Origin of the sequence: Pseudoxanthomonas sp. USHLN014, from assembly GCF_037153335.1 — a bacterium.
GTDB classification, from domain to species: Bacteria; Pseudomonadota; Gammaproteobacteria; order Xanthomonadales; family Xanthomonadaceae; genus Pseudoxanthomonas_A; species Pseudoxanthomonas_A winnipegensis.
The window spans coordinates 290369-315609 of the sequence record NZ_JBBCKO010000003.1; the positions used below are offsets into that span (position 1 = coordinate 290369).

The window sequence follows — 25241 nt, forward strand, 5'->3', positions numbered from 1 at the left end:
TGACATCGATACTACGTAAAACGTAGTGTGCACGGTGCTACGTATATCGTAGCCATGGGACCTTTCGCCTTGAGAGCTGGCGCGTGCGGCCGCCGCTCCGCGTGGGCGTGGGGAAAGCAAGTCAACAGACGGGAATACGCCTTCGCTTGCGGCTGTCCGACGGCCGCAACGCTCAGGTCGTGCCTGTCGGATGCCAACGGGGAAGACGCATCATGGATTCGCGGCAATCACGACATGTCGTTCGCAGCATGCTGTTCTGGGTCGCCGTCGCGCTGAGCGGCGCCGTCGACGCACAGGAAGTCACACGCAGGGCCGATAGCGACAAGCAGGCCACGGACCCAAGGCAGGACGACCTGTCGACCCAGTCCGCCGTCCAACTCGACACCGTCCAGGTCACCGGCACACGCATCAAGGGCGGCACCACGCCTTCGCCCGTGATCACCATCGACAGCACGCGCATCCGCGAGGAAGGCTTCACCGACCTGGGCGAAGTGATCCGTAGCCTGCCGCAGAACTTCGGGGGCGGGCAGAATCCGGGGATCTTCGCCAGTGCCAACATCGGCGGCAACAACTTCAATACGACGGGTGGTTCGAGTCTCAACCTGCGGGGTCTTGGCCAGGACGCTTCGCTGACCTTGCTCAATGGACGCCGCTTGGCCTATGGCGGCGCTTCTCAGGGCGTGGACATCAGCGCGATCCCGGTCGAGGCCGTGGAAAGAATCGAGATCGTCCCGGATGGTGCGTCTGCGCTGTACGGTTCCGATGCGGTGGGCGGCGTGGCGAACGTGATCCTCAAGCAGGACTTCGAGGGCGCGGTGATCGGTGCACGGTTTGGCCACGCGACCGAAGGCGGCCTGGGCACGCGTGCGTACACGGCCACAGCCGGCGAACGCTGGCCGACAGGAGGCCTGACTGCCACACTTAAGCGCGAGTCCATCGATCCCATCCAGGCGTCGCAACGTGATTTTGCCCAGGCGATGTACCAGCCAGCGACTCTGTGGTCGGGCAGCGACCTTCGCAGTGGGCTGATCAGCGGGCATCAATCGATTGGCGAGGCGCTGACCTTCCAGATCGACGCACTGCGAACGGAGCGCCAGGCATACACGGATACCGGGTATGCCAAGGCCTACTATCACAATACGCCTGAGACACATAGCACACTCGTTTCGCCAGCATTTGTGCTCGCCCTGGCTAGCGACTGGACGCTGACCGCGAGCGCGTCTCTAGGCCGAGACAAGACCTACACGCATCAACAGGTCATACAGACCAACACGGGTCTGGTCTCCACCAACAGCCTGGGCACCTACAGCAATAGCAGCATCACCTACGAACTGGGGGCGGAAGGTCCAGTGATGGATCTGCCGGCTGGCGAGGTAAGAATGGCGGCAGGCGCCGGGTACAGGGATGTCGAGTTCCTCAGCCTCGGGATCAGTAGCAATCGGACGCTGGCCGATGGTAGCGAAAAGAGCAGCTTCGCCTACACAGAGCTCAACATGCCGCTGGTGGCGCCGACGCAGAACATCAGGGGCCTACGTCGACTGGCGCTAACCGGCGCGCTACGCACAGAATACTACGACCGGGATGGACGGGTCACCACGCCCAAGCTGGGGCTGATCTACTCGCCCGACGCCGACTTCACCTTGCGCACGTCGTGGGGCAAATCTTTCAAGACACCGAGGCTTCTCCAACTCTACGGCACTCAGAGCGTTGCACTCTATCCCGCAGCAACGTTTGGCGCTGCGGGTGTGCCTCGTACCGCGACGGTGTTCTATCGATCAGGCAGCAATCCGGACCTGAGTCCCGAACGGGCGCGAACCTGGAGCGCCACGCTGGCTTTCCATCCTGAAGCACTCCCGGCGCTCGAGGCGGAACTGTCGTGGTTTGACATCGACTACACCGGTCGAATCGTGCAGCCGGTGGTGTATTCGGAAGCGCTCGCCAATTCGATCTATGCGCCATTCGTGACGCGTGATCCCAGTCAGGCACAGATGGCGCAGGCAATTGCTGATTCGGCGAGCTTTCTCAACTATGCCGGTGCGCCCTATGACCCACGCAAGGTGATCGCCATCGTGGACAATCGGAGCGTCAACGCGGCGCGACAGCGGATCCACGGGGCCGATCTGTCAGGAGGTTACCGCTTTGATCTGGAGTTCGGAGAGTTGACGATTAGGGGTTCGACCGGCTGGATGGAAAGCACGCAGGCGACTCTGCCTGGCCAGCGGCCTAGCGACTTGGCGGGCACGCTGTTCTACCCAGCAAGGCTGAATGGAAGAGCGGGCTTGGTGTGGAACTCGGGAGGTCTGACGACATCGTTGTTCGGCAACTACAGAAGCGGCGTGCGCAATCGGCTGGACGGCAAGGAAGGCGCATCGTTCACCACCTTCGACGCAACAATCGGCTACGAAGTGCCCGGTTGGCACGGCTTGCTCTCGGGGCTGACGGTCGAGTTGACGGCACAGAACCTTCTAGATCGTGAGCCGCCGCGTTATGCCGCTGTTGCGCGAAGCGAGGCGCCCTACGACTCAACCAACTACTCCGCGGTAGGCAGATTCCTGGCATTGGCCTTGTCAAAGCGCTGGTGAGAGGAATGAATACCTGGCGGACACTTCTCTTCGTGCTGGGGCTGCATTGGACATTGCCGGTGCAGGCGGTGAGCCCTCGCGCGCTCCTGGAAGTCGTTGACTTCAGTGCTCCTACGCTTTCTCCAGACGGCAAACTCGTTGCGTTCCGCACCGAACAAGCGTCTATTGAACGCAATACCTATACCAGTTCCTGGTACGTGCAACGGGTAGATAGCCCGGACGCGCTCCCCAGACGACTTTCGGACGGCGGCTTCGTGCTGCGTGACGTCGCGGGTGTCAGCTTGCCTGCGGTTGCGACTTGGTCGCCGGACGGACAATGGATCTACTACCGCGCGATGGTCGATGGGCGTATCGATGTCTGGCGCGCCTCGGTCGACGGCAGGGAAGTCGCGCCATTGACACGCGATCCTTCGGACGTGCGCGCTTTTCGGCTAGTGGATGGTGGCCAGCGGCTTGAGTACGCAGTGGGCGCAAGTCGGCTGGAGGTGAGCGAAGCCGAGCAGGCCGAATACGATCGTGGCATCCATATCGACCCTAGTGTGCCGCTGGGCCAAGGACTGTTCCGCTCTGGCCGGATCGACGGGATGCCGGCGAGCCAACGTTTTCTCAAAGGAACTCTGGCTCGTGGCCGCCTGCTTGCAGCGACGCCGGATCGCTGGAAGACATTAGATCTCTCGAGCGGACGTCCACCCGCCGCGAACGTTCCGCCGCCGGAGACGCCGAGCCTAGTTGAAGGTGCCGGCGGTGGGGGCCCAACGCCTGAAGGAGTCTGGAAGCAGGCGGACTCGGACGAGGGCTGGACAGCGCGGCTGACGCGGGTAGGGCAGCAGCGCGACCTCACGCAGAAACCTGATGTCACCCTGACCGCTCGAGGTCCGCACGGCAAACCCCTCTCCTGCTCTGTGCCACTTTGCGTCGGTCGCCAGATCTCGGCGCTAGTCTGGCGCCCCGGCCATCATGAGCTGCTGTTCACGGTCACAGACCCAGCTCAAGGAGGCGCACAGTCGATTTTTGGCTGGGATATCCAACAGAACGTCGTGCGTCCCATCGTCTACACACAGGGGTTGGTGAACGGCGGTAGAGCCCGCGACAGCGCGTGCGATGTCGCGGCCGAAGTCATGATCTGCGTTACCGCAGATGCCAACCAGCCTCCCCGGCTGGAAAGAATCAGCCTGAGTACGGGCGCGCGCCACATCCTCTTCGATCCCAACGCCGAACTCGCTGCGCGCTTGGCAAGCGAACCCCAGGTCAAACTCCTGCGCTGGACCGGAAGCGATGGCCAGATGTTTACAGGCCAGTATTATCCGGCGCGGCGGCCGGACGGAGAGCGAGTGCCGCTGGTGGTCAATTACTATCAATGCACCGGTTTCGTGCGCGGCGGGGTGGGCGACGAACTGCCCTTTTTCAGCCTCGCAGAGCAAGGCATCGCAGCCCTTTGCATCAATCAGGCGCCCTATGTGCGAACGGCGGAACATCGCTACGACGCAGCGCGTGTGGCGGTCGCTGGCGCGGTGGATATGCTATCGAACTCGGGTGAGATCGACGCGTCACGTGTGGGCATGAGCGGGCTCAGCTTCGGAAGTGAGGTGACAATGTGGACGGCGATGCACTCCAACCTGCTGTCGGCGATCTCTGTCAGCACACCTTCGCTGTCTTCGACTTACTACCTGCTCACTTCATTTGCAGGCTTACTTGTGGACCAGACGCTCACGAAGAACTGGGGTTTGAAGGGCTTGAGCGACACACCACGTCGCTGGAGGATGCTGGCACCTGAGTTTCATCTCGACAAGCTGCGCGTGCCACTGCTCCTTCAGTTATCAGAGCAAGAATATCTGTTCGCGATGGATTACGCAGGCCCTCTGCATGAGGCGAGAAGAGCCGACATGTATGTGTTCCCGGACGAGCCTCACCAGAAGTTCCAGCCCATGCACAAGTTGGCCGTCTATGAGCGAAACGTGGATTGGTTCAGATTTTGGCTGCAGTCTCATGAGGACTCTAATCCCATCAAGGCCCAGCAGTACGAACGCTGGAGGGAGCTCCGCGGGAGCGTCGGCACAGAAGGAAACGCCACCAAACGAATGCGGAGCAAGCAGCCGATCAACTAGCTGCGTTGTCTGACCCAGTTCTCGGTCATGCAAAGGTCGAAGATACGCAGGAAAGAGCGATCTCTTGGTTGAGCAGTTCGGGACAGATAGGCGTTCAGATGGTCAGCATCGACGATCCCTCGTGCGCTGAGGCAGCCATCCAGCAAGAACCGCCGCATTGTGGTCTTGTGCCGTTGAAACAATGCCGCATTGAAGCCCATGAGATTCCCTTTGCTCCGTCTCTGGATGATCTCGGGCGGTAGTGCATCGGCGAACGCGGCACGGGCGACGGCGCGGTCCAAGCCGCCTCTAATCCAAAGCCAGCTAGGAACACGCAAGCAGGCTTCCATCACGGGCTGAGAAAGCAACGGCATGCGCACCCGCTTGTCATCCTCCCGAAGTGTGACCTCACGAAACATCTGGGTGCCCGCCAGGTCGACTATGCGTTCACAGTTGCCAGGAAGCGTTCCATCATCCTTGGGCACCCACGGATGCCGCCCGAGTGGAGGTTGCCGTGACGCGCGCAAAAGAGACCTATCCGCAGATGGGTCGAGGTGAGGGGTGTCGACGAGCTTACGAAAAGCCAGCCAGGTTGCCTTGGCCGCTGTGCATCGATGGAGCTTGGTGAGATTGAGCACGCTGTTCCATGCTTCTGCCCACCCAGCGCGGCGAAGCGCATCGGTGGCGGGAGACGCAGTCCTGAGATAGCAGAAGACCGTGTCTCCCCCGCCGCCGGAGTAGACCGCGTTGACGCGTTCCGCATTGACGAAGGGCTCCATGGCGCGTGCTGCAGCCCGCGACAATGGCGAGACCGCAGGGCGCAGCGAGCGGGCAGGGATCTTGAACTGGATCGCCGGTTCCGAGAGGTCGAGGTTTGCATGCAACAGCGGAATACCCACGCGAGAGCTGACCCGCTCGGCATAGGGTCGTTCGTCGCCCCCAGGTAGCGGGGCGACGACGGTACACGTGCGTACGCATGCATCGGTGTCTCCCAGGCAGGCGGCGACGATGGAAGAGTCGAGGCCACCAGAAAGCTGTAGCAACAGGGATTGATCTGTGGTCGCCATCGCCGTCACGACGGTGGAAACAGCCTTTCGCACAAAGTGCGAGGCGGTATCGATGTCGCGCTGCAGCTCTGTTTCCTGAACGAAGCGCCATGGCGTCCAGACGGAACTGGTACTGCTCCGTCGGGGGGCGATCTCAAGCATGCATCCCGGCAAGAGCTCGCTTACGCCTGCAACGCCGGATCGAGCGATCTTAGTGTGGGAGTAACTCAGAAAATGCTCGATGAAATCCCAGTCCACGCCTGCCTGGGCCAAACCGAGCCGAGACACGAGAGAGATGTCGGACGTGATGAAGCCCTCGTCATACGAGTAGGCGCACGACAGGGCGCCGGAAGGATCGCGTGTGATGAAAGTGGCCATGTTCTGCTTTTCCTCGTTTGGCTGGAAAAGCACGTACTCGCCCCAGAAGCTCTCAAGAAGATGTTCGCGCAGTTGGCGCTGAGTGGTAAAGCGCTGGAATCCCTTGCTCTCGCGAACGCGGCATCCACTCGATGTATAGAGCTCGCCCACAAGGTGAGTGCCAAGCGGTAAGGCGAGCGCCTCTGTTCCCCGCATGAGGTAAAGCGCGACACTGCCGATGCGAAAGCGTCTTACAAATCCAAGCTCATGCAGGAGACTGATTGCATCCTGGCGCATCGTTGCTTCCGCTGCCGGTGTTCCGTCAACGAGCGCGAGGTATCCCGGGCTCATCAGATCACCCGAATCGGCACGTAGTTCAAGACGTTCCCAGTGGTATCGTTCAGCACCACGTCGTCGTATTGCGTCCAGGCATGCGCGGAGAACGGATCACATGCCACCGCAAAGACAAGGTGGGTTCGAATCCCCCGTTTCGTCATGAACGCCGCCAGTGCAAGTGAGTCGACCAGGCAGCATGGTGCGACCGGGACAAAGGGGCGGACACGTTGGAAAGCAATGGATGCCGCGATGGCCTCGTGTGTTTGGAGTATCGACTCTTGCTCCGACGTGACGGCTTCCTCATTCTCGCGGTATGCCAGTAGCGCTAGCACTTCCTTGAGCCGCCAGTGTTTCAAGCGCCACTGCATGGCAATCAATGAAGTGAACACGTCGCGTGTGACACGTGCGGTGAGCTGGGTTCCTGCCTCGCGCTGTTCAAGCGCACTTCGCGCCGGTCGAGGAAGTCGCGTTGGATTCGGTGTTCCGGTATCGCCGCACACAAGGATCTCGAGCTCCGTGAGGCGAATTAGAGAGGCCGCATCCGTTTCACCTGATGCGACAAATTCCAGAAAGTGTCTCTCCAGAGACTGACTAATCTGGAAATAGCGGTCCTTTGACGTGTCCAGGAAGATCAGTCGGTCGTCGTAGTGGCAGTAAGAGACGTCCTGACTCTGCTTCAGTCGTTTCATGAGAACCTCCGGGAAGGAGGGCGCGCCACGCGGCGCGCCCTCTTGCATCAGCCTTCCGAGATGCCATCGCCCGGCATATTGCCCAGGATCTCGCCGTCGAGCGTGCCGCCGCCCCTAGTCTCCACACTGGCCACGCCCAGCTCGATGATGTCCGCGGACGCGGTGTCGCGTGCCTTCTCGTTGTTGTCCATCGCTGTCTCCTTGGGTTGTGTCATGGCGATTCCATGACAGGGCCAGCCTGGAATGGCGATGGTGTGTTCTCAAGTAATTTCTGTTTTGTACTCGAAGAATTCTTTTGGACCGCTCAGTGCAGGCGGTCGCGGCGTTCGGCCAGCAGGGCGACGATCTGCGGGACCAGTTGCTTGCGATGGGCGTGATAGTCGCGCAGCGCCTGTTCCAGGCGCTGGAGGTCATGGGCGACGAAGAGCTGCTGGAGTCGATCCAGCTCCTCCGGCATGTCGATCATCAACTCCAGCGTGGCGCGGCGGATCGGCGCCAGCCGGTCGTTGGTGCGGCGCACGGCTTCATGCAGCGACCACTGTCCGCTGCTTCGCGCGATCGCATCGAACAGCTTCCACGTCCGTTTCGGCACATCGTCGCCGACTGCGGCCCGCGCACTGGCGTGCTCCGACGCCTTGCGCGCTGGCGAGGTGCAGGCCATGACCAGTAGCTGCTCCATCCAGCCGTACAGGTCGCGCAGGCTCAGTTCGGTGGGCAGCGGCACCTGGAAGCCATGACGGGGGTGGTCGACGATCACGCCTTCGCCCGCGAGACGATACAGCGCGCATCGCACGGGTGTCGGGCTCATATGAAACTCGTGGGCGAGCGATGCCGGGTCGATGCGTTCGCCAGGGACATAGCGCCCCGACTGCAGGGCGCGTCTGACCGTGCTGTACAGCAGTGCCGTCTTGGACCGTACTGGATCCATCCTGCGTGTCCCCGTCCGTGTCGCGCCGCCTCCCCGCGCCCGATCGTACACGCATCGCGCCGGAAATTTGGAGCGAGTCAATGCGATTTGAATGTGGTGAATTTCGTTGCCAGCGACCATGGGTATCTGCGTGACCGCAAGACGCTGCCGGTGCAGCCCTGGCGCGCGCTTCGGCGCTGAGAGACGGGCTTCAGATGCTGGGGCGCGAGCGCGGCCTCATCAGCATCATGGCGGCCAGCCCCGGCAGACCGACGAATCCGCAGAACACGATCCAGGCGAGGCGGACTCGTCCTGCAAGACCTTCGCGATGCGCGTAGTAGGCGGCGCACGCGGCGGAAGCCAACAAGAGGCACCCTGCGAACGCCATGATCGACATGGGCAGGGGCGCGGGCGTCGCAGCGGACAATGGCGAAGTGGGCGCGAACACGGCGCGCGCCTGCTCCAGCGCAGCGTGCAGCGCCGGCGAGGGCCACCAGCTTCGGTAGCGGTGCAGGGCGGGGTAGTCGAAGGACAGGGGCGTGGAGTGCAGCACCGGGGGGCGCCCGTCATCGAAGCCGCGCAGCAGGAGCAGGGCGGGTCGTGTGCCGTCCTCGGCATGCGCCAGTTCCGAGTCCACCAGGCAGACCAGGACGCCGTCGCTCAGGGCGATCATGTCGAGGCTGCTCAGCCGTGCGGTTGGAGTAGGTAACGCGATGCGCGTCAGGAGTTTCGGCGAAGCCGCCTCAGCCAGGGCCGCATCAGCACGGTAGAAGTACAGCGCCTTGTCGCTCATCAGGGCCCATCGCCCATTGATGCGGCCTACGCCTGCGATGCTTTCCTCGTTGGGCACACCGAGCCAGCGCGTGATGGTCTGGTCGGCGCTGTCGTAACGGTACAAGGTGTCGCCGGCAAGCAGCGCCGTGTCGTCATCAGGGAGGCCGGGCAGGTGACCGATCGGCACGGCGACGTACGGAAACGCCTCGCGCTGCGGTCCTATGCCCAGTGTGCCGGCGGCGTGTCCGCTCAGCAGGTTCTCGCCCTGCAGGCGCATCCGGTCATGGCTGAAGGTCCAGCGGACGTGGCGCTCCGGATCGTCGAACTGCAGGGATGTGAGGTTGCTCAATGCGTTGCGCTGGGGCAGCTGCCGGAATCGAACGGTCAGGCCCTGCGGCTTGCCCGCCTCGGCCGCAGCCTGCAGCCGCTCCAGATCGGCAGGCCGCGCGTCGTGCAGCGCCCTGAGCATGCGCGCGCGCGGCTCCATCTTCTCCGCCTCCGTGTGGCCGCCGGGCGGCGGCACGGCGGTGTTGAGGGGATGCGAGCCCTGCGCGATCCACAGGAACTCCGCGCCGAACAGCATCAACAGCACGACCAGATATGCGCCCGCGCTCAGTGGAAGCGCCAGCAGCGCGCTCGCCCACGGGCCACGCGGCGTGGCCTCGACATCGGGCCTGAAGGCGCACAGCACCAAGGCGAGCAGCCAGGCGGCGACCAGCAGCTCGACCGCCAGCATCGCGATCCCGGTCGCATCGGCGAACGCGAGCCAGGCCAGCAGCGCCACGGCCGCCAGCGCGGTCCGCGGCCCGCGCAAAGCCCAGAAGGCCCCCGCCAGATAGCCCGCCATCGCGCTCAGCCATGCGACGCCGGGCAGCAGCCAATGGCGCAGATCGACCACGCGCGCGGTCGTGCCCTGCTGCCAGGCGGCAAGCAGCAATGTGGGCAGCAGCACCGCGACCAGCAGGACCACGCCAGCCGCGCCGCATAGCGTGAGCGCGATGCGCGTCGGCGGCACCGGGCGATGCAGCAGCGTGACCCAGTGACTGCCGCGGCGATAGCCGCCAATCTGATACAGCCCCAGCAGCGCGCCGGCCAGCGCATAGACGCCGCCGATGGCGCGATGGATGGGCAGAGTCTGCTGCGCCAGATCCATCAGGCGGGTGCCGAAGCCGAGCGCGCACAGGTGCACGAGCGCGGCGATGACGGCCCAGGTGCGGAAGCGCACGCATTCGACCTTGAACAGGCTCCACATGGTGTGTCTCCAGGACTGGCGTCAGTGGACGGGCGGGGCCGCGTGGCGCATCGACAGGAAGGCGTTGACCGCGCGGTCCAGGCTGACCGGCATGGCGTCGATCGAGCGGGCGCCCGCGGCGCGCAGGAAGTCGGCGAAGGTCTCGTCCTGATCCAGCACCAGGTAGTGATGCAGGCCGTCGAGCCGGCGCGCTTCCATCAGGCCGGGAATCGTCTCGTGCGGCGGACCCTTGAACGGGATATCCGCGATCCAGTAGGTGACCCGCTCGCAGAAGCCTTCCGGCGCCGACATATGCCTGAGCCTGCCATCCTCGAGCAGAATGAGGTTGTCGGCGACGCGCTCGATCTCTTCCATCTGGTGCGAGCAATAGATCACCGTGCGGTCTTCCATGACGTTGGTGTGCAGCAGCGATTCGAGGAAGGCGCGCTTGGCGACCACGTCCAGTCCCAGGGTGGGCTCGTCCAGGATCAGCAGTTCCGGACACTGCGCCAGGCTCAGGGCCAGGTTGAAGCCGGCGCGTTCACCGCGCGAGAGCTGGGCGATCTTCTGCGTGGGCAGCAGCCGGTAGTGGCCGATGACCTCATCGAAGATCGGCTGCCGCCACTGCGGATACTGGCGGCGCTGCATCGCGGTGATCTCCTCGACCCGCATCCACCCCGGCAGCGTGTGTTCTTCGTTGACGAAGCCGATGCGGGCGCGGTCGCCGGGCGTCAGCCGCTGGCTGTCGCGGCCCAGGATGCGCGCCTGTCCGCCGCTGGGCGAGAGGAAGCCCAGCAGGATGCGGAACAGCGTGGACTTGCCCGCGCCGTTGGCGCCCACCATGGCGTGGATCTGCCCACGCTGGATGCGCAGATCCAGCCCGTCCAGCGCAAACTTGTCGCCGTAGCGCTTGCTCAGCCGCACGGTCTCGATCGCCAGATCATGCGCGCCGTCCATGGCGCCGAACGTATCGGAAGTCTCCATCACGCACGCTTGCGCGGAAGCGCGCGCTCGAACGCGTCGGCGATGCGCTGCTGCACGGTCTTGGCCGGCAGTCCGAGCGGGACGACGTCGTTGACGAACGTGGCGACCGCTTCATCCAGCCGGCGCTCGCGCTCGGCATCGGAGAGCCGTTGCCGCGGCGGCGCGACGTAGAAGCCCATGCCCTGCCGCGAATCGAGCCAGCCTTCGGACACCAGCTCGGCATAGGCCTTGGCCACGGTGTTGGGATTGATCGTCAGCTGCTGCGCCAGCCCGCGCACGCTGGGCAGCTGCTGCCCATGGGCCAGCTCTCCGGTCGCGATCCGCATACGGACCGCATCGGTGATCTGCCGCACGATGGGGCGTGGATCGCCGGTGGCGATCTGGATCATCAGCGCTGCGGTACGGGCCACGTCGTCGCTCCTGTTGATGTGTACTAATACAAATAGTACAGTTGCCTTCGACGGCTGTCCAGCACGGTTGGCCGATCGCCACGGCGCCTGCATCGGCAGGCGTCTTTTTTTATCCCATCTGTACTAATTGTAGTAGTACAGACAAGCAGAGGAAACTCCGATGGCTGCTCTACGCAAGCTGGCTCAGCGCATGCCGCGCCTGGCCGTTGTCGCACTGTCCTGTGCGGTCCTGCCCGTGTTCGCGCGCGTGCCCGACGCGGGGCCCGCTCGGTCCGCCGAGGTCGCGCGCTATTTCGAGAACTGCCATGCCGTGAGGGTCTGCAATGGCAGCTTCCTGGTCACGCAGCACGGCAAGGTCGTCTACCAGGGCGCCCTGGGAGAGGCCGACGCCAGCGCGCAGGTCGCGCTGACGGTGGAGGATGCCTTCGACATCGGCTCGGTCAGCAAGCAGTTCGCGGCCGCGGCCGTGCTGCGCCTGGCCGAGCGGGGCCAGCTGGCCCTGGACGACCCGGCCGCCAAGTACCTGCCGCAGCTGCCCTATGCCGACATCACGCTGCGCCAGCTGCTCACCCACACCTCGGGCGTGCCCGATGTCTTCCCGCTGTACACGCAGCTCCTCAAGCGGGGCGAGGTCACCACGGCGATGCGCGGCGACGAGGCGGTCGCGCTGCTGGTGCAGCACAAGGCGCCGCCGCTGTTCGCGCCCGGTTCGGCCTTCGAGTACAGCAACACCGGCTACATCCTGCTTGCGCAGATCGTTGGCCGCGTCTCGGGCATGGACTACGCCGAGTACCTGCAGCGGGAGTTCTTCAAGCCGTTGGGCATGACGCACACGCGCGTGCGCCTGCCGGACAACGATGCGCTGATCCAGCCGCGCGCATGGGGCTTCATCGTCCGCCCGGACGGCAGCCGCAAGCCGTTCGACCAGATTCCGAACTTCTATCCCGTCGGCCCCGGCGGCATCTACTCCACCACGCATGATCTGCAACTGTGGGCCGACGCGCTCCAGCAGGGCCGGGCGATCTCCAAGGCCAACTGGGCGCTGGCCACGACGCCGGCCACGCTGTCCGATGGCAGCAAGGTGCCATACGGCTTCGGCTTCAAACTGGTGGACTCCGCGCTCGGCCGTCGCATGGTCACCCATGGCGGCGATTGGCGGGGCTTCAAATCGGATCTGACCCTGTTGCCCGAGCAGGGCATCCAGATCGTGTTGCTGACCAACAATGCGCAGGACGACAGTGTCGAGGCGGCGCGCGACGCCGTGGAAGCCATCCTGGCGGGCAAGCCGCGTCCGATGCTGCGCATGTCGGTGCACTGGGACCTGTACAAGCAGGCCGACAGCCTGGATGCGGCACAGATCACGCGCTGGCTCGATCAGCAGTGGAAGGCGGTCCCGCAGCGCTACGACTTCCCGGGTCAGCCGCTGGAACAGGTCGCCGGCGAACTGCTCAAGCGCAAGGCGGCGGACAAGGCCGTGGCCGTGCTGGCGTTCAACGCCCGCATCCATCCCAAGTCGCTGGACGCCTTGGATAGTCTGGTCGATGTCTATCGCGAAACGGGAAACCGCCAGGCGGCCATCGAACAGCTGCAGAAGATGATCGCGCTCAAGCCCGAGTCCAGGCGCCTGCGCCAGCGTCTTGCGCAGCTGCAGGGGGAGTGAGCGGCCGGACCGCGCCATCACTCCAACATCCTGGTACATCGCACCGTCATTCCCGCGAAGGCGGGAACCCAGGGACTTCCGCAGGGAAGGATCGAGGCGCTGGGTTCGCGCCTGCGCGGGAACAACGGTTTGCAGGGGTGCTCGGGCTCTGACTGCAGTTCGTGATCCAGGCAAGCTCCGACGGGAGCTCGCAGCTGCGGTGGTCACCCATTGCCTGCACTCACGCCTTCAACCGCAGCAGCAAAAGCGACGAGCGCAACGTCCATGGATTCCCGCTTTCGCGGGAATGACGGCATGAAGGCGGTGCTTTCGGCGCTGCCGTTCCTGTGCGGCTTAGTCGCGCTTGCCCCGCAACCGCTCCAGCACGCCTTCCAGCGTGTCCAGATCGGTGTAGTGGATCACCAGCTTGCCGCGGCCGTTGCGGCCGTGCGCGATGGCCACGGTCGTGCCCAGCGTCTCGGACAGCTCGTTCTGCAGGGACGCGATATCCGCCTGCGGCACGGCCCGGGCCGGCTTCTTCTTGCCGCTGACCGGCACGCGGCCGGCGGCGAACTGCGAGGCGCGGTGTTCGACCTCGCGCACCGACCAGCCTTCGTCGGCGGCTTCGGCGGCCAGCTTGCTGGCCAGCTCCGGCGACAGGGTGAGCAGCGCGCGGGCGTGGCCCATCTCCAGCCGGCGCGCCTCGAGCAGCGCGCGGATCGCCGGCGGCAGCTCCAGCAGGCGCAGCAGGTTGGACACCGCCGCGCGCGAACGGCCGACGGCCTCGGCGGCCTGGCCGTGGGTCAGTGAGAATTCGTTGATCAGCCGCTGCAGCGACTGCGCCTCTTCCAGCGGATTGAGGTCCTCGCGCTGGATGTTCTCGATCAGCGCCATGGCGATGACGGTGCGATCGTCCAGCTCGCGCACCACCACCGGCACTTCGGCCAGGCCGGCCTGCTGCGAGGCGCGCCAGCGGCGCTCGCCGGCGACGATCTCGTAGCGGCCATCGTCCTGCTGGCGCACGACGATGGGCTGGATCACGCCCTGGGCCTTGATCGAGTCGGCCAGCTCGTCCAGCTTGGCCGGGTCCATCGCCATGCGCGGCTGGTAGCGGCCCGGCTGCAGCTGCCCCACGGGCACGTTGCGCAGGACTTCGCCAGGCTGGGCCTCGGCCGGTGCGGTCTCGGCGGCCTTGGGGCCGAGCAGCGCTTCCAGGCCGCGGCCCAGGCCGCGCTTCTTCGGGGCGGCGGACATCAATAGGTCTCCATGGGGGGAAGCGGAGCACGCGTGCGCTCCTGCTGGCGACGGATCAGTTCACCGGCCAGGCCAAGATACGCCACGCCACCGCGCGAGGTCCGATCGTAGCCGACGATGCTCTGGCCGTGGCTGGGCGCCTCGGCCACGCGCACGTTGCGCGGCACGATGGTGCGGAACACCTTGTCGCCGAAGTGTTCGGTGAGTTCGGCCGAGACCGCGTTGGCCAGGTTGTTGCGTACGTCGAACATGGTGCGCAGCACGCCTTCGATCTCGAGCTTCGGATTGAGCCGGCCGCGGATGGCGCTGATGGTGTCCATCAGTGCCGACAGGCCTTCCAGCGCGTAGTACTCGCACTGCATCGGCACCAGCACCGCATCGGCGGCGGTCAGGGCGTTGAGCGTCATCAGCGACAATGCCGGCGGGCAGTCGATCAGGATCCAGTCGTAGTCGGCGCGCAGCGGCTCCAGCGCCGACTTCAGGCGCTGCTCGCGCTCGGGCTGGTCCATCAGCTGGATCTCGGCGGCGGTCAGGTCGATGTTGGCCGGCAGCAGGTCGAAGTCCTCGGCCGTGCGCACGATCGCCGCGCGCGCCTCGCATTCGCGCAGCAGCACCTCGAAGGCCGAGGCCTCGATCTGGCGCTTGTCCACGCCGCTGCCCATGGTCGCGTTGCCCTGGGCATCCAAATCCACCAGCAGCACGCGCTGCGGCGTGCGGGCCAGGCCGGCGGCGAGGTTCACGGCGGTGGTGGTCTTGCCCACGCCACCCTTCTGGTTGGCGATGGCGACGATGCGGGCCATGCGAGGGCGTGTCCTGGGGGAATGGGAAAGGAACGGGGGATTATGCGGGTTTCGGTCAGGCGCGTCCCACCGTGACCAGGTGACGCTCGCCGTCCTGGCCGGGCACGGTCAGCGGCGTGGCCTCCACCAGCCGCCAGCCGGCGGGCAGGGCGGCGATCTCGGCATGCGGCATCACGCCCTTCATCGCCAGCAGCAGGCCATCGGGCTTGAGCAGGTGGCCGCCGACCTCGACGATGCCGGCCAGCGTGTCCAGCGCGCGGGCGGTGAGGCGATCGAACGCGCTCGGGCGATCCAGCGCCTCGGCGCGGCTCTCGGCCACGCTGGCGTTGGTCAGCCCCAGCTGGCGCACGGCTTCGCGCAGGAAGCGCGCCTTCTTGCCATTGCTCTCCACCAGGGTCACCTGTAGGCGCGGATGGGCGATGGCCAGCGGGATGCCGGGCAGGCCGGGGCCGGTGCCCAGGTCGGCCAGCGTGCCCTCGGAGACGAAACGGTGCATCGCCAGCGAATCGAGCAGGTGGCGGGTGACCATCTGCCGCGGGTCGCGCACGGCGGTGAGGTTGTAGGTGCCGTTCCAGCGCACCAGCAGGGCCAGATAGGCCAGCAGCGGCGAGGCCAGCGCGGTGGACAGGCTGAGTTCGGCCAGCCCGTCGCGCAGCGGCGCGTCCAGGCCGGCGGGGAGGGAATCGTGGGTCATCGCCGGCGATTTTATCGCAGGCCCGGGGCCGCGCCGTCCGGCGCCGCGCGCCAGGCCACCGCCGCCAGGTAGTGCGGATGCGGCTGCCACTGGTGCAGGGTCCAGTCCGAGGGCGCGCCCAGGCGCGGATCGCAGGCGACCAGCTGCAGCGGCGCGGCGTCCAGCGCGTCCAGGCCGCCGACGGGCGCGAACGTCAGTCGCTCCAGCCCGAACGAGATGCCATGCCCGTGCGCCTTCAGCAGCGCCTCCTTGGCGCACCACAGGCGCAGGAACGCATCAGTGCGCTCGTGCTCTGGTAGCGCGCGCAGGGCCTGCGTCTCGGCAGGGGCGAAGAAGCGCTCGGCCAGCTCCAGCGCGCGTGGACGCGGACGCAGGCGCTCGACGTCCACGCCCAGCTGCACCTGCGGCCCTGTCGCCAGCAGCAGCGCGTCGCCGCTGTGGCTCCAGCCCACATCGTGCGCGGCCAGCGCGCCTTCCAGCCGCGGGCGCCCGCGCGGATCGCGTTGCAGTGGCAGCGCCTCGGGCGCGGTGTCGAACCACGCCGCCAGCAGCGGACGCGCGACCGGCTCGCCCGAACCGCGCGCAGGATGCGAGGTCCACCACACCTGCAGCGGCCCGATACGGTGCTGCGCGAAGAACGTTTCGCTCGGTTCAGCCATGTGCATGCGACAGGCCGCGCGATGGAAATTCGTCGGAGAACCAGCCCTGCGTTTGTGAAGGCCGCCGCACGCAGCGACCCGCGCGACCCTGATTTTCAAGGGGTTTGGCGCGTGCGATGCGTCCTTCGTATACGACGGTTTCACGCCTGCGGCCGCCAAATCGTCCCACCCCCGCGACGGGGCTTTTCACCCTACGAATCGAGGAGAGCATCATGGGCATCATCATTTGGCTGATTGTGGGCGGCGTCGTTGGCTGGCTCGCCAGCATCATCATGCGTCGTGACGCCCAGCAGGGCATCATCCTGAACATCGTCGTCGGCATCGTCGGTGCCGCCATCGCCGGTTTCCTGGGCGGCGGCAGCATCAACCAGGCCATCACCGTCGGCACCTTCCTGTGGTCGCTGCTCGGCGCGGTGATCCTGCTTGCGATCGTGAACCTGTTCACCCGCAAGAGCGTGCGCTAAGCGCAGCTGGGTTGGCGCGCAACGCGCGCCAGCCAGGAAGCGAGAAGACCCGGGCCCTGCCCGGGTTTTTTCTTGGGCGCTGTGTAGCCATGGCGCCGGTCAGGCGATTTCCACCCACGCCGGGGCATGGTCGCTGGGGCGCTCTAACTTGCGCGGGGCGCGGTCGATGCCGGCGGCGGTCACGCGCGGCTTGAGCGCGTCGGAAACCAGGGTCAGGTCGATGCGCAACCCCAGGTTGCGGCGGAATGCGGCCATCCGGTAGTCCCACCAGCTGAAGACGCCGGCCTCCTCGCTGTGCAGGCGGAAGGCGTCGTGCAGCCCGAGGCCGAGCAGCGCCTGCAGCCCCTCGCGCTCGGCGGCCGAGGTGAGGATGTGGGTCTCGTTCCAGACCTCCGGATCGTGCACATCGCGCGCGTCGGGGGCGATGTTGAAGTCGCCCAGCACCACCAGCTGCGGATGCACGGCCAGCTCGGCCTTGATCCATTCGCGTACCGCCTCCAGCCAGCGCAGCTTGTAGCCGTACTTGTCGGTGCCCACGTCCTGTCCGTTAACCACGTACAGATTGATCACGCGCACGCCCCCGATGGTGCCGGCGATCACGCGCTTCTGCTCGTCCTCGAAGCCGGGGATCCCGATCTGCACGTCCTCGATCGCCCCGCGCGCCAGCAGCGCCACACCGTTGTAGGTCTTCTGCCCGGCGAACACGCTGCGGTAGCCGGCCGCGGCCAGCGCCGCATCGGGGAACTTGTGGTCCTCCAGCTTGGTTTCCTGGATGCCGACCACATCCGGCCCGAACTCGGCCAGCCATTGTTCCAGGTGCGGCAGGCGCACGTTGAGCGAGTTGACGTTCCAGCTGGCGATCTTCATGGGCGACGGCGCGGCGGCGAGGGCGGCACAGCCTAACCCAGGCCCGCCGCGGGAGCCGACCGTTACACTGCGCCGATGAGCAACCTGCGCCCCTTCTTGGACAAGCGCCCCGTGCTGGGGCAGCGCGTGTACGTCGACCCGGCGTGCACGGTGATCGGCGATGTCGAGCTGGGCGACGATGTGTCGGTCTGGCCGGGCACGGTGATCCGCGGCGACGTCAACCACGTGCGCATCGGCGCGCGCACCAACGTGCAGGACGGCACCATCGTCCACGTCAGCCACCACAGCCCGTACAACAAGGGCGGCTATCCGACCCTGATCGGCGAGGACGTCACCGTCGGCCACGGCACCATCATCCACGCCTGCACCATCGGCGATGCCTGCCTGATCGGCATGGGCGCGTGCGTGCTCGATGGCGCGATCGTCGAGCATCACGCCTTCATCGGCGCCGGCGCGGTGATCGGCCCGGGCAAGCGGGTTGGCAGCGGCGAACTGTGGGTCGGCAATCCGGCGCGCCCGGTGCGGCAGCTGTCGGACAAGGACATCGAAGGCCTGCTGTATTCGGCCCAGCACTACGTGCGGCTGAAGGACCAGTACCTGGGGCAGGACAACGGCTGACCGGGTTGTCAGCCAGCGGTGACTCGGGCGACACTCGGCGCCCCGGGCATGGGGATGCCCACATGGACGAAGGGGAAAGACGATGCGGACGACGCTTCGCGGCCTGGCGGTCGCGTGCCTGATGGGACTGGCCCTGCCGGTGCTGGCCGAGGACGGGCAACAGGCCCAGCAGCTGATCGACAGCCTGCACTTCCGCAGTGGCCAGATCGAGGTCGGCCCGGCCCACGCGCACTTCAACCTGGGCACGCAGTTCCGCTATCTGGACAAGGCCGACGCTCGCAAGGTGCTCGAGCAGCTGTGGGGCAATCCGCAGGACGACACCGTGCTGGGCATGGTGGTGCCCACCCATCCGGGGCTGGACGAGCAGGACAGCTGGGCGGTGGTGGTGACCTACGACGACGAGGGGTACGTCTCCGACGCCGATGCGTCCAAGATCAACTACGACGAGCTGCTCAAGAACATGCAGGAGGGCACGCGCGAGGCCAACGCCGAGCGCGAGAAGGCCGGCTATGGCCGCGTCGACCTGGTGGGCTGGGCGGTGCCGCCGCGCTACGACGCCGGAGCCAAGAAGCTGTACTGGGCCAAGGAGCTGGCCTTCAACGGCCAACCCAGCCATACGCTCAACTACGACATCCGCGTGCTCGGGCGCCATGGCTACCTGAGCCTCAACGCGGTCTCGGCGATGGACGAGCTGCCGAAGGTGCAGGCCGGCATGCAGCAGCTGCTGCCGATGACCGAGTTCGACACCGGCGCGCGCTATGCCGACCACAACCCGTCCACCGACAAGGTCGCCGCTTATGGTGTGGCCGCGCTGATCGGCGGCGGCCTGGCGGCCAAGACCGGCCTGCTGGCCAAGCTGGGCCTGGTCCTGGCCAAGTTCGGCAAGCTGCTGTTCCTGGGCGTGGTCGCGGCGGCCGCGGCGGTGAGGAAGTTCTTCGCCTCGCGCAAGGCCAAGGCCTCGGCGACGGTGCGCTGAGCTCAGGGCCGCGTGGCCGCTTCCAGCGCGGTGAGGAAGGTCATCGCCTCGCCACGTGAGGCGCCGCACATCGACGGCTGCGGGCGCAGGCTGGCGCAGACGGCCGGGCGCTCGGGCCGGCCGAAGAGCCGGCAGCGCAGCGCTTCGTCCAGCTGCACGCAGGGCACGCCGGCCGGCTTGCCCTGCGGCATGCCGGGGATCGGCGAGCTGATCGACGGCGCGATGCAGCAGGCCGCGCAGCCGCTGCGGCAGGGGACGGAGGTGGACATCGGCGCAGTGTAGGCCTTCCGGGCAGGCCGACCGGCAGGGTGGGCAAGTCGCGCGGCGCTCGCTACAGTCTGGCCGGGGCAGGGATGATGGCAGGCATGGACAGGCAGGCGCGGGTGCTTCAACGGGACATTCGATGACGGCCATCGCGCAGGTGGCCGCGCCGGCGGTGGCGCTCGATACGGTGCGCGAGGTGGTCACGCCCGAGGGCGTGGCGCTGCAGCTGCCCGCGGCCGGGCCGGTGCCGCGCGCGGTGGCCTGGGGCGTAGACCTGGTGGTGCGCGTGGGGATGATGTTCGCCGCCACCATGGTGCTGAGCCTGCTGGGCAAGTTCGGCGATGGCCTGAGCCTGGTCGCCGCCTTCCTGCTGCAATGGGGCTACATGATCGTGCTCGAGGCGCTGTGGCACGGGCAGACGCTGGGCAAGCGCGCGATGCGCCTGCGCGTGGTGCTGGCCAACGGTGCGCCGATCGGCTGGCCGGCCGCGATCACCCGCAACCTGCTGCGCGTGGTGGACATGCTGCCCTTCGGCTACGCCGCCGGGCTGGTGGTGAGCCTGATCGATCCGTCCGCGCGCCGGCTGGGCGACCTGGCCGCCGGCACCCTGGTCATCCATGCCGAGCACGCCGAACCGCCGGCCTCGGCACCGGTCAACGCGGTGGTGGTGCCACGCGCCACGCTGCGTCCGGCCGAGCAGGCCGCCATCGTCGCCTTCGGCGAACGCGCGCCGCAGCTCACGCCCGAGCGCCAGGTCGAACTGGCCGATCTGCTCGAACCGCTCACCGGCGCGCGCGGCCCGGCCGGCGTGCTGCGCCTGTTCGGCATGGCCAACTGGCTGCTGGGGCGGCGATGAGGCAGGAGCAGTTCGTCGCGCGCCACCAGCGCGAATGGCAGGAGCTGGAGGACTGGCTGCGCACGCGCGCCGAGGCGCGCCGGGCGCACGACACGCGCAACACCGGCGCGCTGGGCGACGAGGCCATGCCGCAGCGCTACCGGCGCATCGCCCAGCAGCTGTCGCTGGCGCGCCGGCGCGGCTACAGCGCGCAGGTCACCGGCCGCCTGCAGACGCTGATGGAACAGGGTCACCAGGTGCTCTACCGCACCCCGCCGCTGCGCTGGCGCACGGCGTTGGAGTTCCTGATGGCCGGCTTCCCGCGGCTGGTGCGCAGCCAGGCGCGCTGCATGTGGGTGGCGCTGGCGCTGTTCGCCGTGCCGCTGGTGGGCATGACCGTGCTGCTGCAGTTCCGGCCCGAGCTGATCCATGCGCTGATGGACCCGCGGATGGTGGCGGCGATGGAGCGCATGTACGACCCGTCCAACCCGCGCATCGGCCGCGACAGCGGCAGCGACTGGATGATGTTCGGCGTCTATATCCGCAACAACATCGGCATCGGCCTGCAGACCTTCGCCAGCGGGCTGGTGGTGGGCGTGAGCAGCCTGGTGGTGCTGGTGGGCAACGGGCTGACCATCGGCGCGCTGTTCGGTCATCTCACGCGCATCGGCTCGGGCGGGCCGCTGTGGAGCTTCGTATGCGGGCACGGCGCGTTCGAGCTGACCGCCCTGGTGATCGCCGGCGGCGCCGGCCTGCAGCTGGGCTTGAGCTGGCTGGCGCCGGGCCGGCGCACGCGCGGGCAGGCCCTGGTGCAGGCTGGCGCGATCGGCGCGCGGCTGTGCCTGGGCGTGGCCTTCATGCTGCTGGTGGCGGCCTTCATCGAGGCGTTCTGGTCCTCGGTGGCCAGCATTCCGCATCCGGTGAAGTACGCGGTGGCCGCGGTGCTGTGGACCGGGGTCATCGTGTGGCTGTGGCGCGGTGGCCGCGGCGGCGCGGAGCGGGATTGCGATGCGCGCTGAGCAGCTCACCGTCGAGCTGCGCGCGCGCTCGCCCTGGGAGGCGGTCGAGCTGGGCACCGCGCTGGTGCGCCGGCACGCGGGCGCGATCTGGAAGCCGTGGCTGTGGCTGGCGCTGCCGGTGTTCGCCCTGGTCAACGCCGGCGCGTGGGCGCTGTCCTCGCCGCTGGCCTCCTGCCTGGTGCTGTGGTGGATCAAGCCGCTGTTCGACCGCGTGCCGCTGTATGTCATCTCGCGCGGCGTGTTCGGGCAGGTGCCGACCATGCGCCAGACCCTGGCCGCGCAGCTGCGCTGGGGCTGGCGGCCGATGCTGGGCTATCTGACCTGGCGGCGCTTCAGCGGCGCGCGCAGCCTGTTCCTGCCGATCGAGACGCTGGAAGGCGAACACGGCGCACGCCTGCGTGCGCGTCGCCGCGTGCTGGGCGCCACGCTCTACGGCAACGCGCTGGTGCTGACGCTGGTGTTCCTGGGGTTCCAGCTGGCGCTGACTTTGGCCTGCGTGGCGATGGTGGCCGTGTTCGTGCCGATCGACTATCTGCCGCAGGCCGCGCGCGCCGGGCTGGCGATGCTGTCCGATCCGCCGCTGTGGGCGCAGCTGGGGTTCAACGCGTTCTTCTGGATCGCGATCGGCGCGGTGGAGCCGTTCTTCGTCGGCGCCGGCTTCGGCCTGTACCTCAACCGGCGCACGCAGATCGAGGCCTGGGACGTGGAGATCGCCTTCCGCCGGCTGCGCCAGCGCCTGCTGGCCGCAGCCGCGCCGCTGGTGCTGCTGCTGGCGCTGGTCGGGGTGGCGCCGCTGCGCGCGCAGCAGCCGGCGCCGGCCAGCGAGGCGCCGCCACCGCCCGGTGTGGAGCAGGTGTTCGAAGGCCAGCGCGTGGACGATGCGCGCTTCCGCCGCGCGGTGGTGCAGGCCTATCGCGACCCACTGATCGATCGTCACCGCACCGACCACACCTGGCAGCGCCGCCGGCCGCCCGAAATCGCCGAGCCGCCCAAGCTGGACATGAGCTGGCTGGAACGCTTGCAGCGCGTGCTGGCCTTCATCGGCGAGTGGGGGCTGTGGATCGTGCTCGGGCTGCTGCTGGTGTTCCTGCTCGCCAGCGCGCGCCACTGGTGGCCCTGGATGCGCGGGGTGCGCACGCCGCGGCCGGTGCCGGCGCCCGTCACCACCGGCGTGGTCGAGCTGCCGCAGGTCCTGCCGCCGGACATCGCCGCCAGCGCGCGCCGGCTGTGGGCGCAGGGACAGCCGCGCCATGCGCTGGCCCTGCTGTATCGCGCCAGTGTCGAGGCGATGGCCGAGCGTGCCGGCGTGGTGCTGCCGCCGGGCGCGACCGAGGTGCAGTGCCTGCGCGTGGCGCAGCGCCAGCCCGAGGAGGCCGACCGCGGCCTGTTCGCGCGCATGGTGCGCGTGTGGCAGTACGCGGCCTATGCGCAGCGCCTGCCGCAGGCCGAAGAGTTCGAGACGCTAGTCGGCGCCCTGCAGACGCGCTACCGGTGGCCGGCATGAGCCAGAGCACGCGCGGCGCCAAGCCGGGCCTGATCGCGCTCGCCAGCGGCACGGTGCTGTTCGTGCTGGTGGCGTGGTTCGTGCACACCTACGAACGGGTGGCCTACCGGGTCGACCTGCCGCCGGCCGGCGAGGCGGCGTGGAATCCGCTCTACGTCCTCAAGCAGGCGCTGCGCGCCGATGGGGTGAGCGTCGATGCGCGGCCGCGCTTCGATCTGGAGATCGCCCGGCTGGGCCGGCGCGACACGCTGGTGCTGCTGGACGACCCGCGCTATCTCGATGCCGCGCGCGCGAGTGCACTGCTGGACTGGGTGGCGCGCGGCGGCCACCTGGTGGTGCGCACGCCGCCGGGCCCGGCCTTCGGGCTGCACGAATCGATGCCGTTGCTGGAGGCGCTGCGGCTGACGCCGATGGCGGTCGGCGACTGCGCGCCCTTCCAGGTGCGGGGACAGCCGCCGCATGTGGAGTTCTGCGGCGCGCGGCGCTTCAGCTTCCAGGGCGTACAGCCGGTGCAGGCCTGGGGCAACCTGCGCGACGGCTATGTCTACGCGCGCCTGGCGCGCGGCCAGGGCTATGTGGACGTGCTGGCCGACGTGGACTTCCTGCAGAACGGCGGGCCGGCGCGGCGTGGCGACGATGGCAGCGGCCTGCGCGCGCCCACGCATCAGGCGCTGGCGCGGCAGGTGCTGGCGCCCAACTACGGCCACGGCACCATGCACCTGGTCTACGCCACGCGGATGCCCTCGCTGTGGCGCACCGTGCTCGAGCGCGGCTGGCCGGTGTGGGCGCCGCTGCTGCTGGCGCTGCTGGCCTGGATGACGCTGCGGGCGCAGCGCTTCGGGCCGCTGCTGCCGCCGCCGGCGCCCGCGCGCCGCTCGCTGCTCGAACACGTGCGCGCCAGCGGCGAGCACCTCTATCGCTATCGGCGCGGCGTGCTGCTGCATGCCGCCGCGCGCAAGGCCTTTCTCACCCGGCTGCGGCGCCGCGATCCGGTGGCCGCCGCGCTGACCGGCGCGGCCCAGGCCGACGCGCTGGCGCGCCGCTTCGACCTGCCGGTCGCGCGCGTGGTTCGTGCCCTGCAATCGCCCACGGACCGCGAGCGCCGCGAGTTCGCCGACCGCATTTCCCTGCTGATGTTCATGAGGCAACGACTATGAGCGAGTTTCCCCAGGCCGCGCCGCCGGCCTTCGACGGCATCGCCGAACGCGTGGCCGCCGTGCGCGCCGAGGTGGCGCGGGCCTTCATCGGCCAGCCGCAGCCGCTGGACCAGATCCTGATCGCGCTGCTGGCCGGCGGCCATGTGCTGATCGAAGGCGTGCCGGGCCTGGGCAAGACCCTGCTGGTGCGCGCGCTCTCGCAGGCGCTGTCGCTGGATTTCGCGCGGGTGCAGTTCACCCCGGACCTGATGCCCAGCGACGTGTCGGGCCATGCGGTGTTCGACCCGGGCACGCAGCGCTTCGAGATCCGCCGCGGACCGGTGTTCACCCACCTGCTGCTGGCCGACGAGATCAACCGCGCACCGGCCAAGACCCAGTCGGCGCTGCTGGAGGCGATGCAGGAAGGGCAGGTGACCATCGAGGGCCAGTCCTTCCCGCTGGCGCCGCCCTTCCTCACCCTGGCCACGCAGAACCCGGTCGAACAGGAGGGCACCTATCCGCTGCCCGAGGCGCAGCTGGACCGCTTCCTGCTGAAGGTGCTGATCGACTACCCCGCGCTGGAGGACGAGAAGCGCATGGTCGATGCGATCACCACCGGCCGCACCGCCGCCGACTTCGACCTGAGCCAGGTGCGCTGCGTGGCCTCTGCCAGCGATGTGGTCGCGCTGCAGCGCGCCACCGCGCAGGTGCAGGTGGACGCGCAGGTGATCGACTACGCCGTGCGCCTGGCCGCCGCCACGCGCAGCTGGCCGGGCATCGCGCTGGGCGCCGGGCCGCGCGGCAGCATCGCCCTGGTACGCGCGGCGCGCGCGCAGGCGGTGCTGGGCGGGCGCGACTTCGTGATTCCCGACGACGTGCGCGAGGTCGCGCTGCCGGCGCTGCGCCATCGCATCGCGCTGGCGCCGGAACTGCAGATCGAAGGCCAGTCGCCCGACGACGTGCTGACCGCGCTGCTCGCCAAGGTCGAGGCGCCGCGCAAGTGAGGGTGACCTCGCACCATCGTGGGAGCACCTGTCTGTCCCACTCACCTCGCCGCCTCCTTGTAGAGCGGAGCTTGCTCCGCTGCGTTTCGGCTGGTTCATCGGGAGAGC

24 protein-coding genes are annotated in these 25241 nt (G+C 67.6%); 11 read left to right on the plus strand and 13 right to left on the minus strand.

Annotated elements, in window-relative coordinates; all coding sequences use genetic code 11:
* Nucleotides 1–248: 248 nt before the first annotated feature.
* Nucleotides 249–2582 (plus strand): TonB-dependent receptor, encoded by a 2334-nt coding sequence (locus WFQ05_RS08225; RefSeq protein WP_337053407.1) that lies wholly within the window; start codon nt 249–251, stop codon nt 2580–2582.
* A gap of 5 nt (nt 2583–2587) precedes the next feature.
* Entirely contained in the window at nt 2588–4687 is a 2100-nt protein-coding gene (locus WFQ05_RS08230; RefSeq protein WP_337053408.1) for an Atxe2 family lasso peptide isopeptidase, read from the plus strand.
* Here the strand turns inward: WFQ05_RS08230 and WFQ05_RS08235 are convergent.
* From WFQ05_RS08235 to WFQ05_RS08265, 7 genes are all read right to left on the minus strand, one after another.
* A complete protein-coding gene (locus WFQ05_RS08235; protein ID WP_337053409.1) occupies nt 4684–6420 on the minus strand; it encodes an asparagine synthase-related protein in 1737 nt (578 codons plus the stop codon). The two genes, WFQ05_RS08230 and WFQ05_RS08235, sit on opposite strands and share 4 nt — an antisense overlap.
* The gene (locus WFQ05_RS08240) at nt 6420–7094 is read right to left on the minus strand and encodes a lasso peptide biosynthesis B2 protein (RefSeq protein ID WP_337053411.1); all 675 of its coding nucleotides are present in this window, start codon (nt 7092–7094) and stop codon (nt 6420–6422) included. Before WFQ05_RS08240 ends, WFQ05_RS08235 begins: the two co-directional genes overlap by 1 nt.
* A gap of 47 nt (nt 7095–7141) precedes the next feature.
* Nucleotides 7142–7309 (minus strand): benenodin family lasso peptide, encoded by a 168-nt coding sequence (locus WFQ05_RS08245; protein WP_337053413.1) that lies wholly within the window; start codon nt 7307–7309, stop codon nt 7142–7144.
* An 89-nt stretch (nt 7310–7398) separates the two neighbouring features.
* A complete protein-coding gene (locus WFQ05_RS08250) occupies nt 7399–8022 on the minus strand; it encodes a GntR family transcriptional regulator (protein ID WP_337053414.1) in 624 nt (207 codons plus the stop codon).
* Between the two features lie 190 nt (nt 8023–8212).
* Complete coding sequence (locus WFQ05_RS08255) at nt 8213–10027, minus strand: hypothetical protein (protein ID WP_337053415.1); 1815 nt, start codon at nt 10025–10027, stop codon at nt 8213–8215.
* Between the two features lie 21 nt (nt 10028–10048).
* On the minus strand, nt 10049–10990 hold the full coding sequence (locus WFQ05_RS08260) for an ATP-binding cassette domain-containing protein (RefSeq protein WP_337053416.1): 942 nt from the start codon (nt 10988–10990) through the stop codon (nt 10049–10051).
* Nucleotides 10990–11400: a GntR family transcriptional regulator gene (locus tag WFQ05_RS08265; RefSeq protein WP_205953642.1), complete on the minus strand. Its 411-nt coding sequence runs from the start codon at nt 11398–11400 to the stop codon at nt 10990–10992. Before WFQ05_RS08265 ends, WFQ05_RS08260 begins: the two co-directional genes overlap by 1 nt.
* A 160-nt stretch (nt 11401–11560) precedes the next feature.
* On the opposite strand from WFQ05_RS08265, the gene WFQ05_RS08270 reads away from it, so the two are divergent.
* Nucleotides 11561–13060: a serine hydrolase gene (locus WFQ05_RS08270; protein WP_337053418.1), complete on the plus strand. Its 1500-nt coding sequence runs from the start codon at nt 11561–11563 to the stop codon at nt 13058–13060.
* A gap of 333 nt (nt 13061–13393) precedes the next feature.
* Here the strand turns inward: WFQ05_RS08270 and WFQ05_RS08275 are convergent, their stop codons facing one another.
* The 4 genes from WFQ05_RS08275 to WFQ05_RS08290 are packed head-to-tail and all read right to left on the minus strand — an operon-like array spanning nt 13394 to nt 16446.
* Nucleotides 13394–14293, minus strand: coding sequence for a ParB/RepB/Spo0J family partition protein (locus WFQ05_RS08275; protein ID WP_130521603.1), 900 nt, complete (start codon nt 14291–14293; stop codon nt 13394–13396).
* On the minus strand, nt 14293–15093 hold the full coding sequence (locus WFQ05_RS08280; protein WP_337053419.1) for an AAA family ATPase: 801 nt from the start codon (nt 15091–15093) through the stop codon (nt 14293–14295). Before WFQ05_RS08280 ends, WFQ05_RS08275 begins: the two co-directional genes overlap by 1 nt.
* Before the next feature lie 55 nt (nt 15094–15148).
* Nucleotides 15149–15787, minus strand: coding sequence for a 16S rRNA (guanine(527)-N(7))-methyltransferase RsmG (gene rsmG / locus WFQ05_RS08285; RefSeq protein ID WP_337053421.1), 639 nt, complete (start codon nt 15785–15787; stop codon nt 15149–15151).
* An 11-nt stretch (nt 15788–15798) separates the two neighbouring features.
* Nucleotides 15799–16446 carry a 4'-phosphopantetheinyl transferase superfamily protein gene (locus WFQ05_RS08290; protein WP_130521609.1) on the minus strand — a complete coding sequence of 216 codons (648 nt, stop codon included), beginning with the start codon at nt 16444–16446 and terminating at the stop codon, nt 15799–15801.
* Between the two features lie 212 nt (nt 16447–16658).
* Here WFQ05_RS08290 and WFQ05_RS08295 point away from each other — a divergent pair, with 212 nt between their 5' ends.
* Complete coding sequence (locus tag WFQ05_RS08295; RefSeq protein ID WP_130521611.1) at nt 16659–16910, plus strand: GlsB/YeaQ/YmgE family stress response membrane protein; 252 nt, start codon at nt 16659–16661, stop codon at nt 16908–16910.
* 99 nt (nt 16911–17009) lie between these two features.
* On the opposite strand, the gene xth is transcribed toward WFQ05_RS08295, so the two are convergent.
* Nucleotides 17010–17777: an exodeoxyribonuclease III gene (gene xth / locus WFQ05_RS08300; RefSeq protein WP_337053423.1), complete on the minus strand. Its 768-nt coding sequence runs from the start codon at nt 17775–17777 to the stop codon at nt 17010–17012.
* A 75-nt stretch (nt 17778–17852) separates the two neighbouring features.
* Here xth and WFQ05_RS08305 point away from each other — a divergent pair, with 75 nt between their 5' ends.
* On the plus strand, nt 17853–18395 hold the full coding sequence (locus tag WFQ05_RS08305) for a gamma carbonic anhydrase family protein (RefSeq protein ID WP_337053424.1): 543 nt from the start codon (nt 17853–17855) through the stop codon (nt 18393–18395).
* An 82-nt stretch (nt 18396–18477) separates the two neighbouring features.
* Nucleotides 18478–19371 (plus strand): DUF2167 domain-containing protein, encoded by an 894-nt coding sequence (locus WFQ05_RS08310; RefSeq protein WP_337053426.1) that lies wholly within the window; start codon nt 18478–18480, stop codon nt 19369–19371.
* 2 nt (nt 19372–19373) lie between these two features.
* Here WFQ05_RS08310 and WFQ05_RS08315 read toward each other — a convergent pair whose 3' ends face one another.
* Complete coding sequence (locus WFQ05_RS08315) at nt 19374–19640, minus strand: YkgJ family cysteine cluster protein (RefSeq protein ID WP_337053427.1); 267 nt, start codon at nt 19638–19640, stop codon at nt 19374–19376.
* 152 nt (nt 19641–19792) lie between these two features.
* Here WFQ05_RS08315 and WFQ05_RS08320 point away from each other — a divergent pair, with 152 nt between their 5' ends.
* From WFQ05_RS08320 to WFQ05_RS08340, 5 genes are read left to right on the plus strand one after another with little or no spacing between them, the layout of a single operon-like run.
* Entirely contained in the window at nt 19793–20491 is a 699-nt protein-coding gene (locus tag WFQ05_RS08320; protein ID WP_337053568.1) for an RDD family protein, read from the plus strand.
* Nucleotides 20488–21489 (plus strand): stage II sporulation protein M, encoded by a 1002-nt coding sequence (locus WFQ05_RS08325; RefSeq protein ID WP_337053428.1) that lies wholly within the window; start codon nt 20488–20490, stop codon nt 21487–21489. The genes WFQ05_RS08320 and WFQ05_RS08325 overlap by 4 nt, the downstream gene beginning before the upstream one ends.
* Nucleotides 21479–22993 carry a DUF4129 domain-containing protein gene (locus WFQ05_RS08330; RefSeq protein WP_337053429.1) on the plus strand — a complete coding sequence of 505 codons (1515 nt, stop codon included), beginning with the start codon at nt 21479–21481 and terminating at the stop codon, nt 22991–22993. Before WFQ05_RS08325 ends, WFQ05_RS08330 begins: the two co-directional genes overlap by 11 nt.
* A complete protein-coding gene (locus WFQ05_RS08335; protein ID WP_337053430.1) occupies nt 22990–24150 on the plus strand; it encodes a DUF4350 domain-containing protein in 1161 nt (386 codons plus the stop codon). The genes WFQ05_RS08330 and WFQ05_RS08335 overlap by 4 nt, the downstream gene beginning before the upstream one ends.
* Nucleotides 24147–25133: a MoxR family ATPase gene (locus WFQ05_RS08340; protein WP_337053431.1), complete on the plus strand. Its 987-nt coding sequence runs from the start codon at nt 24147–24149 to the stop codon at nt 25131–25133. Before WFQ05_RS08335 ends, WFQ05_RS08340 begins: the two co-directional genes overlap by 4 nt.
* The last annotated feature ends 108 nt before the right edge of the window (nt 25134–25241 follow it).

Bases quoted from the DNA above. Each gene is read 5' to 3' on its own strand.
- WFQ05_RS08225 (WP_337053407.1), top strand. From the start codon at position 249: ATGCTGTTCTGGGTCGCCGTCGCGCTGAGCGGCGCCGTCGACGCACAG.
- WFQ05_RS08230 (WP_337053408.1), top strand. From the start codon at position 2,588: ATGAATACCTGGCGGACACTTCTCTTCGTGCTGGGGCTGCATTGGACA.
- WFQ05_RS08235 (WP_337053409.1), bottom strand. From the start codon at position 6,420: ATGAGCCCGGGATACCTCGCGCTCGTTGACGGAACACCGGCAGCGGAA.
- WFQ05_RS08240 (WP_337053411.1), bottom strand. From the start codon at position 7,094: ATGAAACGACTGAAGCAGAGTCAGGACGTCTCTTACTGCCACTACGAC.
- WFQ05_RS08245 (WP_337053413.1), bottom strand. From the start codon at position 7,309: ATGACACAACCCAAGGAGACAGCGATGGACAACAACGAGAAGGCACGC.
- WFQ05_RS08250 (WP_337053414.1), bottom strand. From the start codon at position 8,022: ATGGATCCAGTACGGTCCAAGACGGCACTGCTGTACAGCACGGTCAGA.
- WFQ05_RS08255 (WP_337053415.1), bottom strand. From the start codon at position 10,027: ATGTGGAGCCTGTTCAAGGTCGAATGCGTGCGCTTCCGCACCTGGGCC.
- WFQ05_RS08260 (WP_337053416.1), bottom strand. From the start codon at position 10,990: ATGGAGACTTCCGATACGTTCGGCGCCATGGACGGCGCGCATGATCTG.
- WFQ05_RS08270 (WP_337053418.1), top strand. From the start codon at position 11,561: ATGGCTGCTCTACGCAAGCTGGCTCAGCGCATGCCGCGCCTGGCCGTT.
- WFQ05_RS08275 (WP_130521603.1), bottom strand. From the start codon at position 14,293: ATGTCCGCCGCCCCGAAGAAGCGCGGCCTGGGCCGCGGCCTGGAAGCG.
- WFQ05_RS08280 (WP_337053419.1), bottom strand. From the start codon at position 15,093: ATGGCCCGCATCGTCGCCATCGCCAACCAGAAGGGTGGCGTGGGCAAG.
- rsmG (WP_337053421.1), bottom strand. From the start codon at position 15,787: ATGACCCACGATTCCCTCCCCGCCGGCCTGGACGCGCCGCTGCGCGAC.
- WFQ05_RS08290 (WP_130521609.1), bottom strand. From the start codon at position 16,446: ATGGCTGAACCGAGCGAAACGTTCTTCGCGCAGCACCGTATCGGGCCG.
- WFQ05_RS08295 (WP_130521611.1), top strand. From the start codon at position 16,659: ATGGGCATCATCATTTGGCTGATTGTGGGCGGCGTCGTTGGCTGGCTC.
- xth (WP_337053423.1), bottom strand. From the start codon at position 17,777: ATGAAGATCGCCAGCTGGAACGTCAACTCGCTCAACGTGCGCCTGCCG.
- WFQ05_RS08305 (WP_337053424.1), top strand. From the start codon at position 17,853: ATGAGCAACCTGCGCCCCTTCTTGGACAAGCGCCCCGTGCTGGGGCAG.
- WFQ05_RS08310 (WP_337053426.1), top strand. From the start codon at position 18,478: ATGCGGACGACGCTTCGCGGCCTGGCGGTCGCGTGCCTGATGGGACTG.
- WFQ05_RS08315 (WP_337053427.1), bottom strand. From the start codon at position 19,640: ATGTCCACCTCCGTCCCCTGCCGCAGCGGCTGCGCGGCCTGCTGCATC.
- WFQ05_RS08325 (WP_337053428.1), top strand. From the start codon at position 20,488: ATGAGGCAGGAGCAGTTCGTCGCGCGCCACCAGCGCGAATGGCAGGAG.
- WFQ05_RS08330 (WP_337053429.1), top strand. From the start codon at position 21,479: ATGCGCGCTGAGCAGCTCACCGTCGAGCTGCGCGCGCGCTCGCCCTGG.
- WFQ05_RS08335 (WP_337053430.1), top strand. From the start codon at position 22,990: ATGAGCCAGAGCACGCGCGGCGCCAAGCCGGGCCTGATCGCGCTCGCC.
- WFQ05_RS08340 (WP_337053431.1), top strand. From the start codon at position 24,147: ATGAGCGAGTTTCCCCAGGCCGCGCCGCCGGCCTTCGACGGCATCGCC.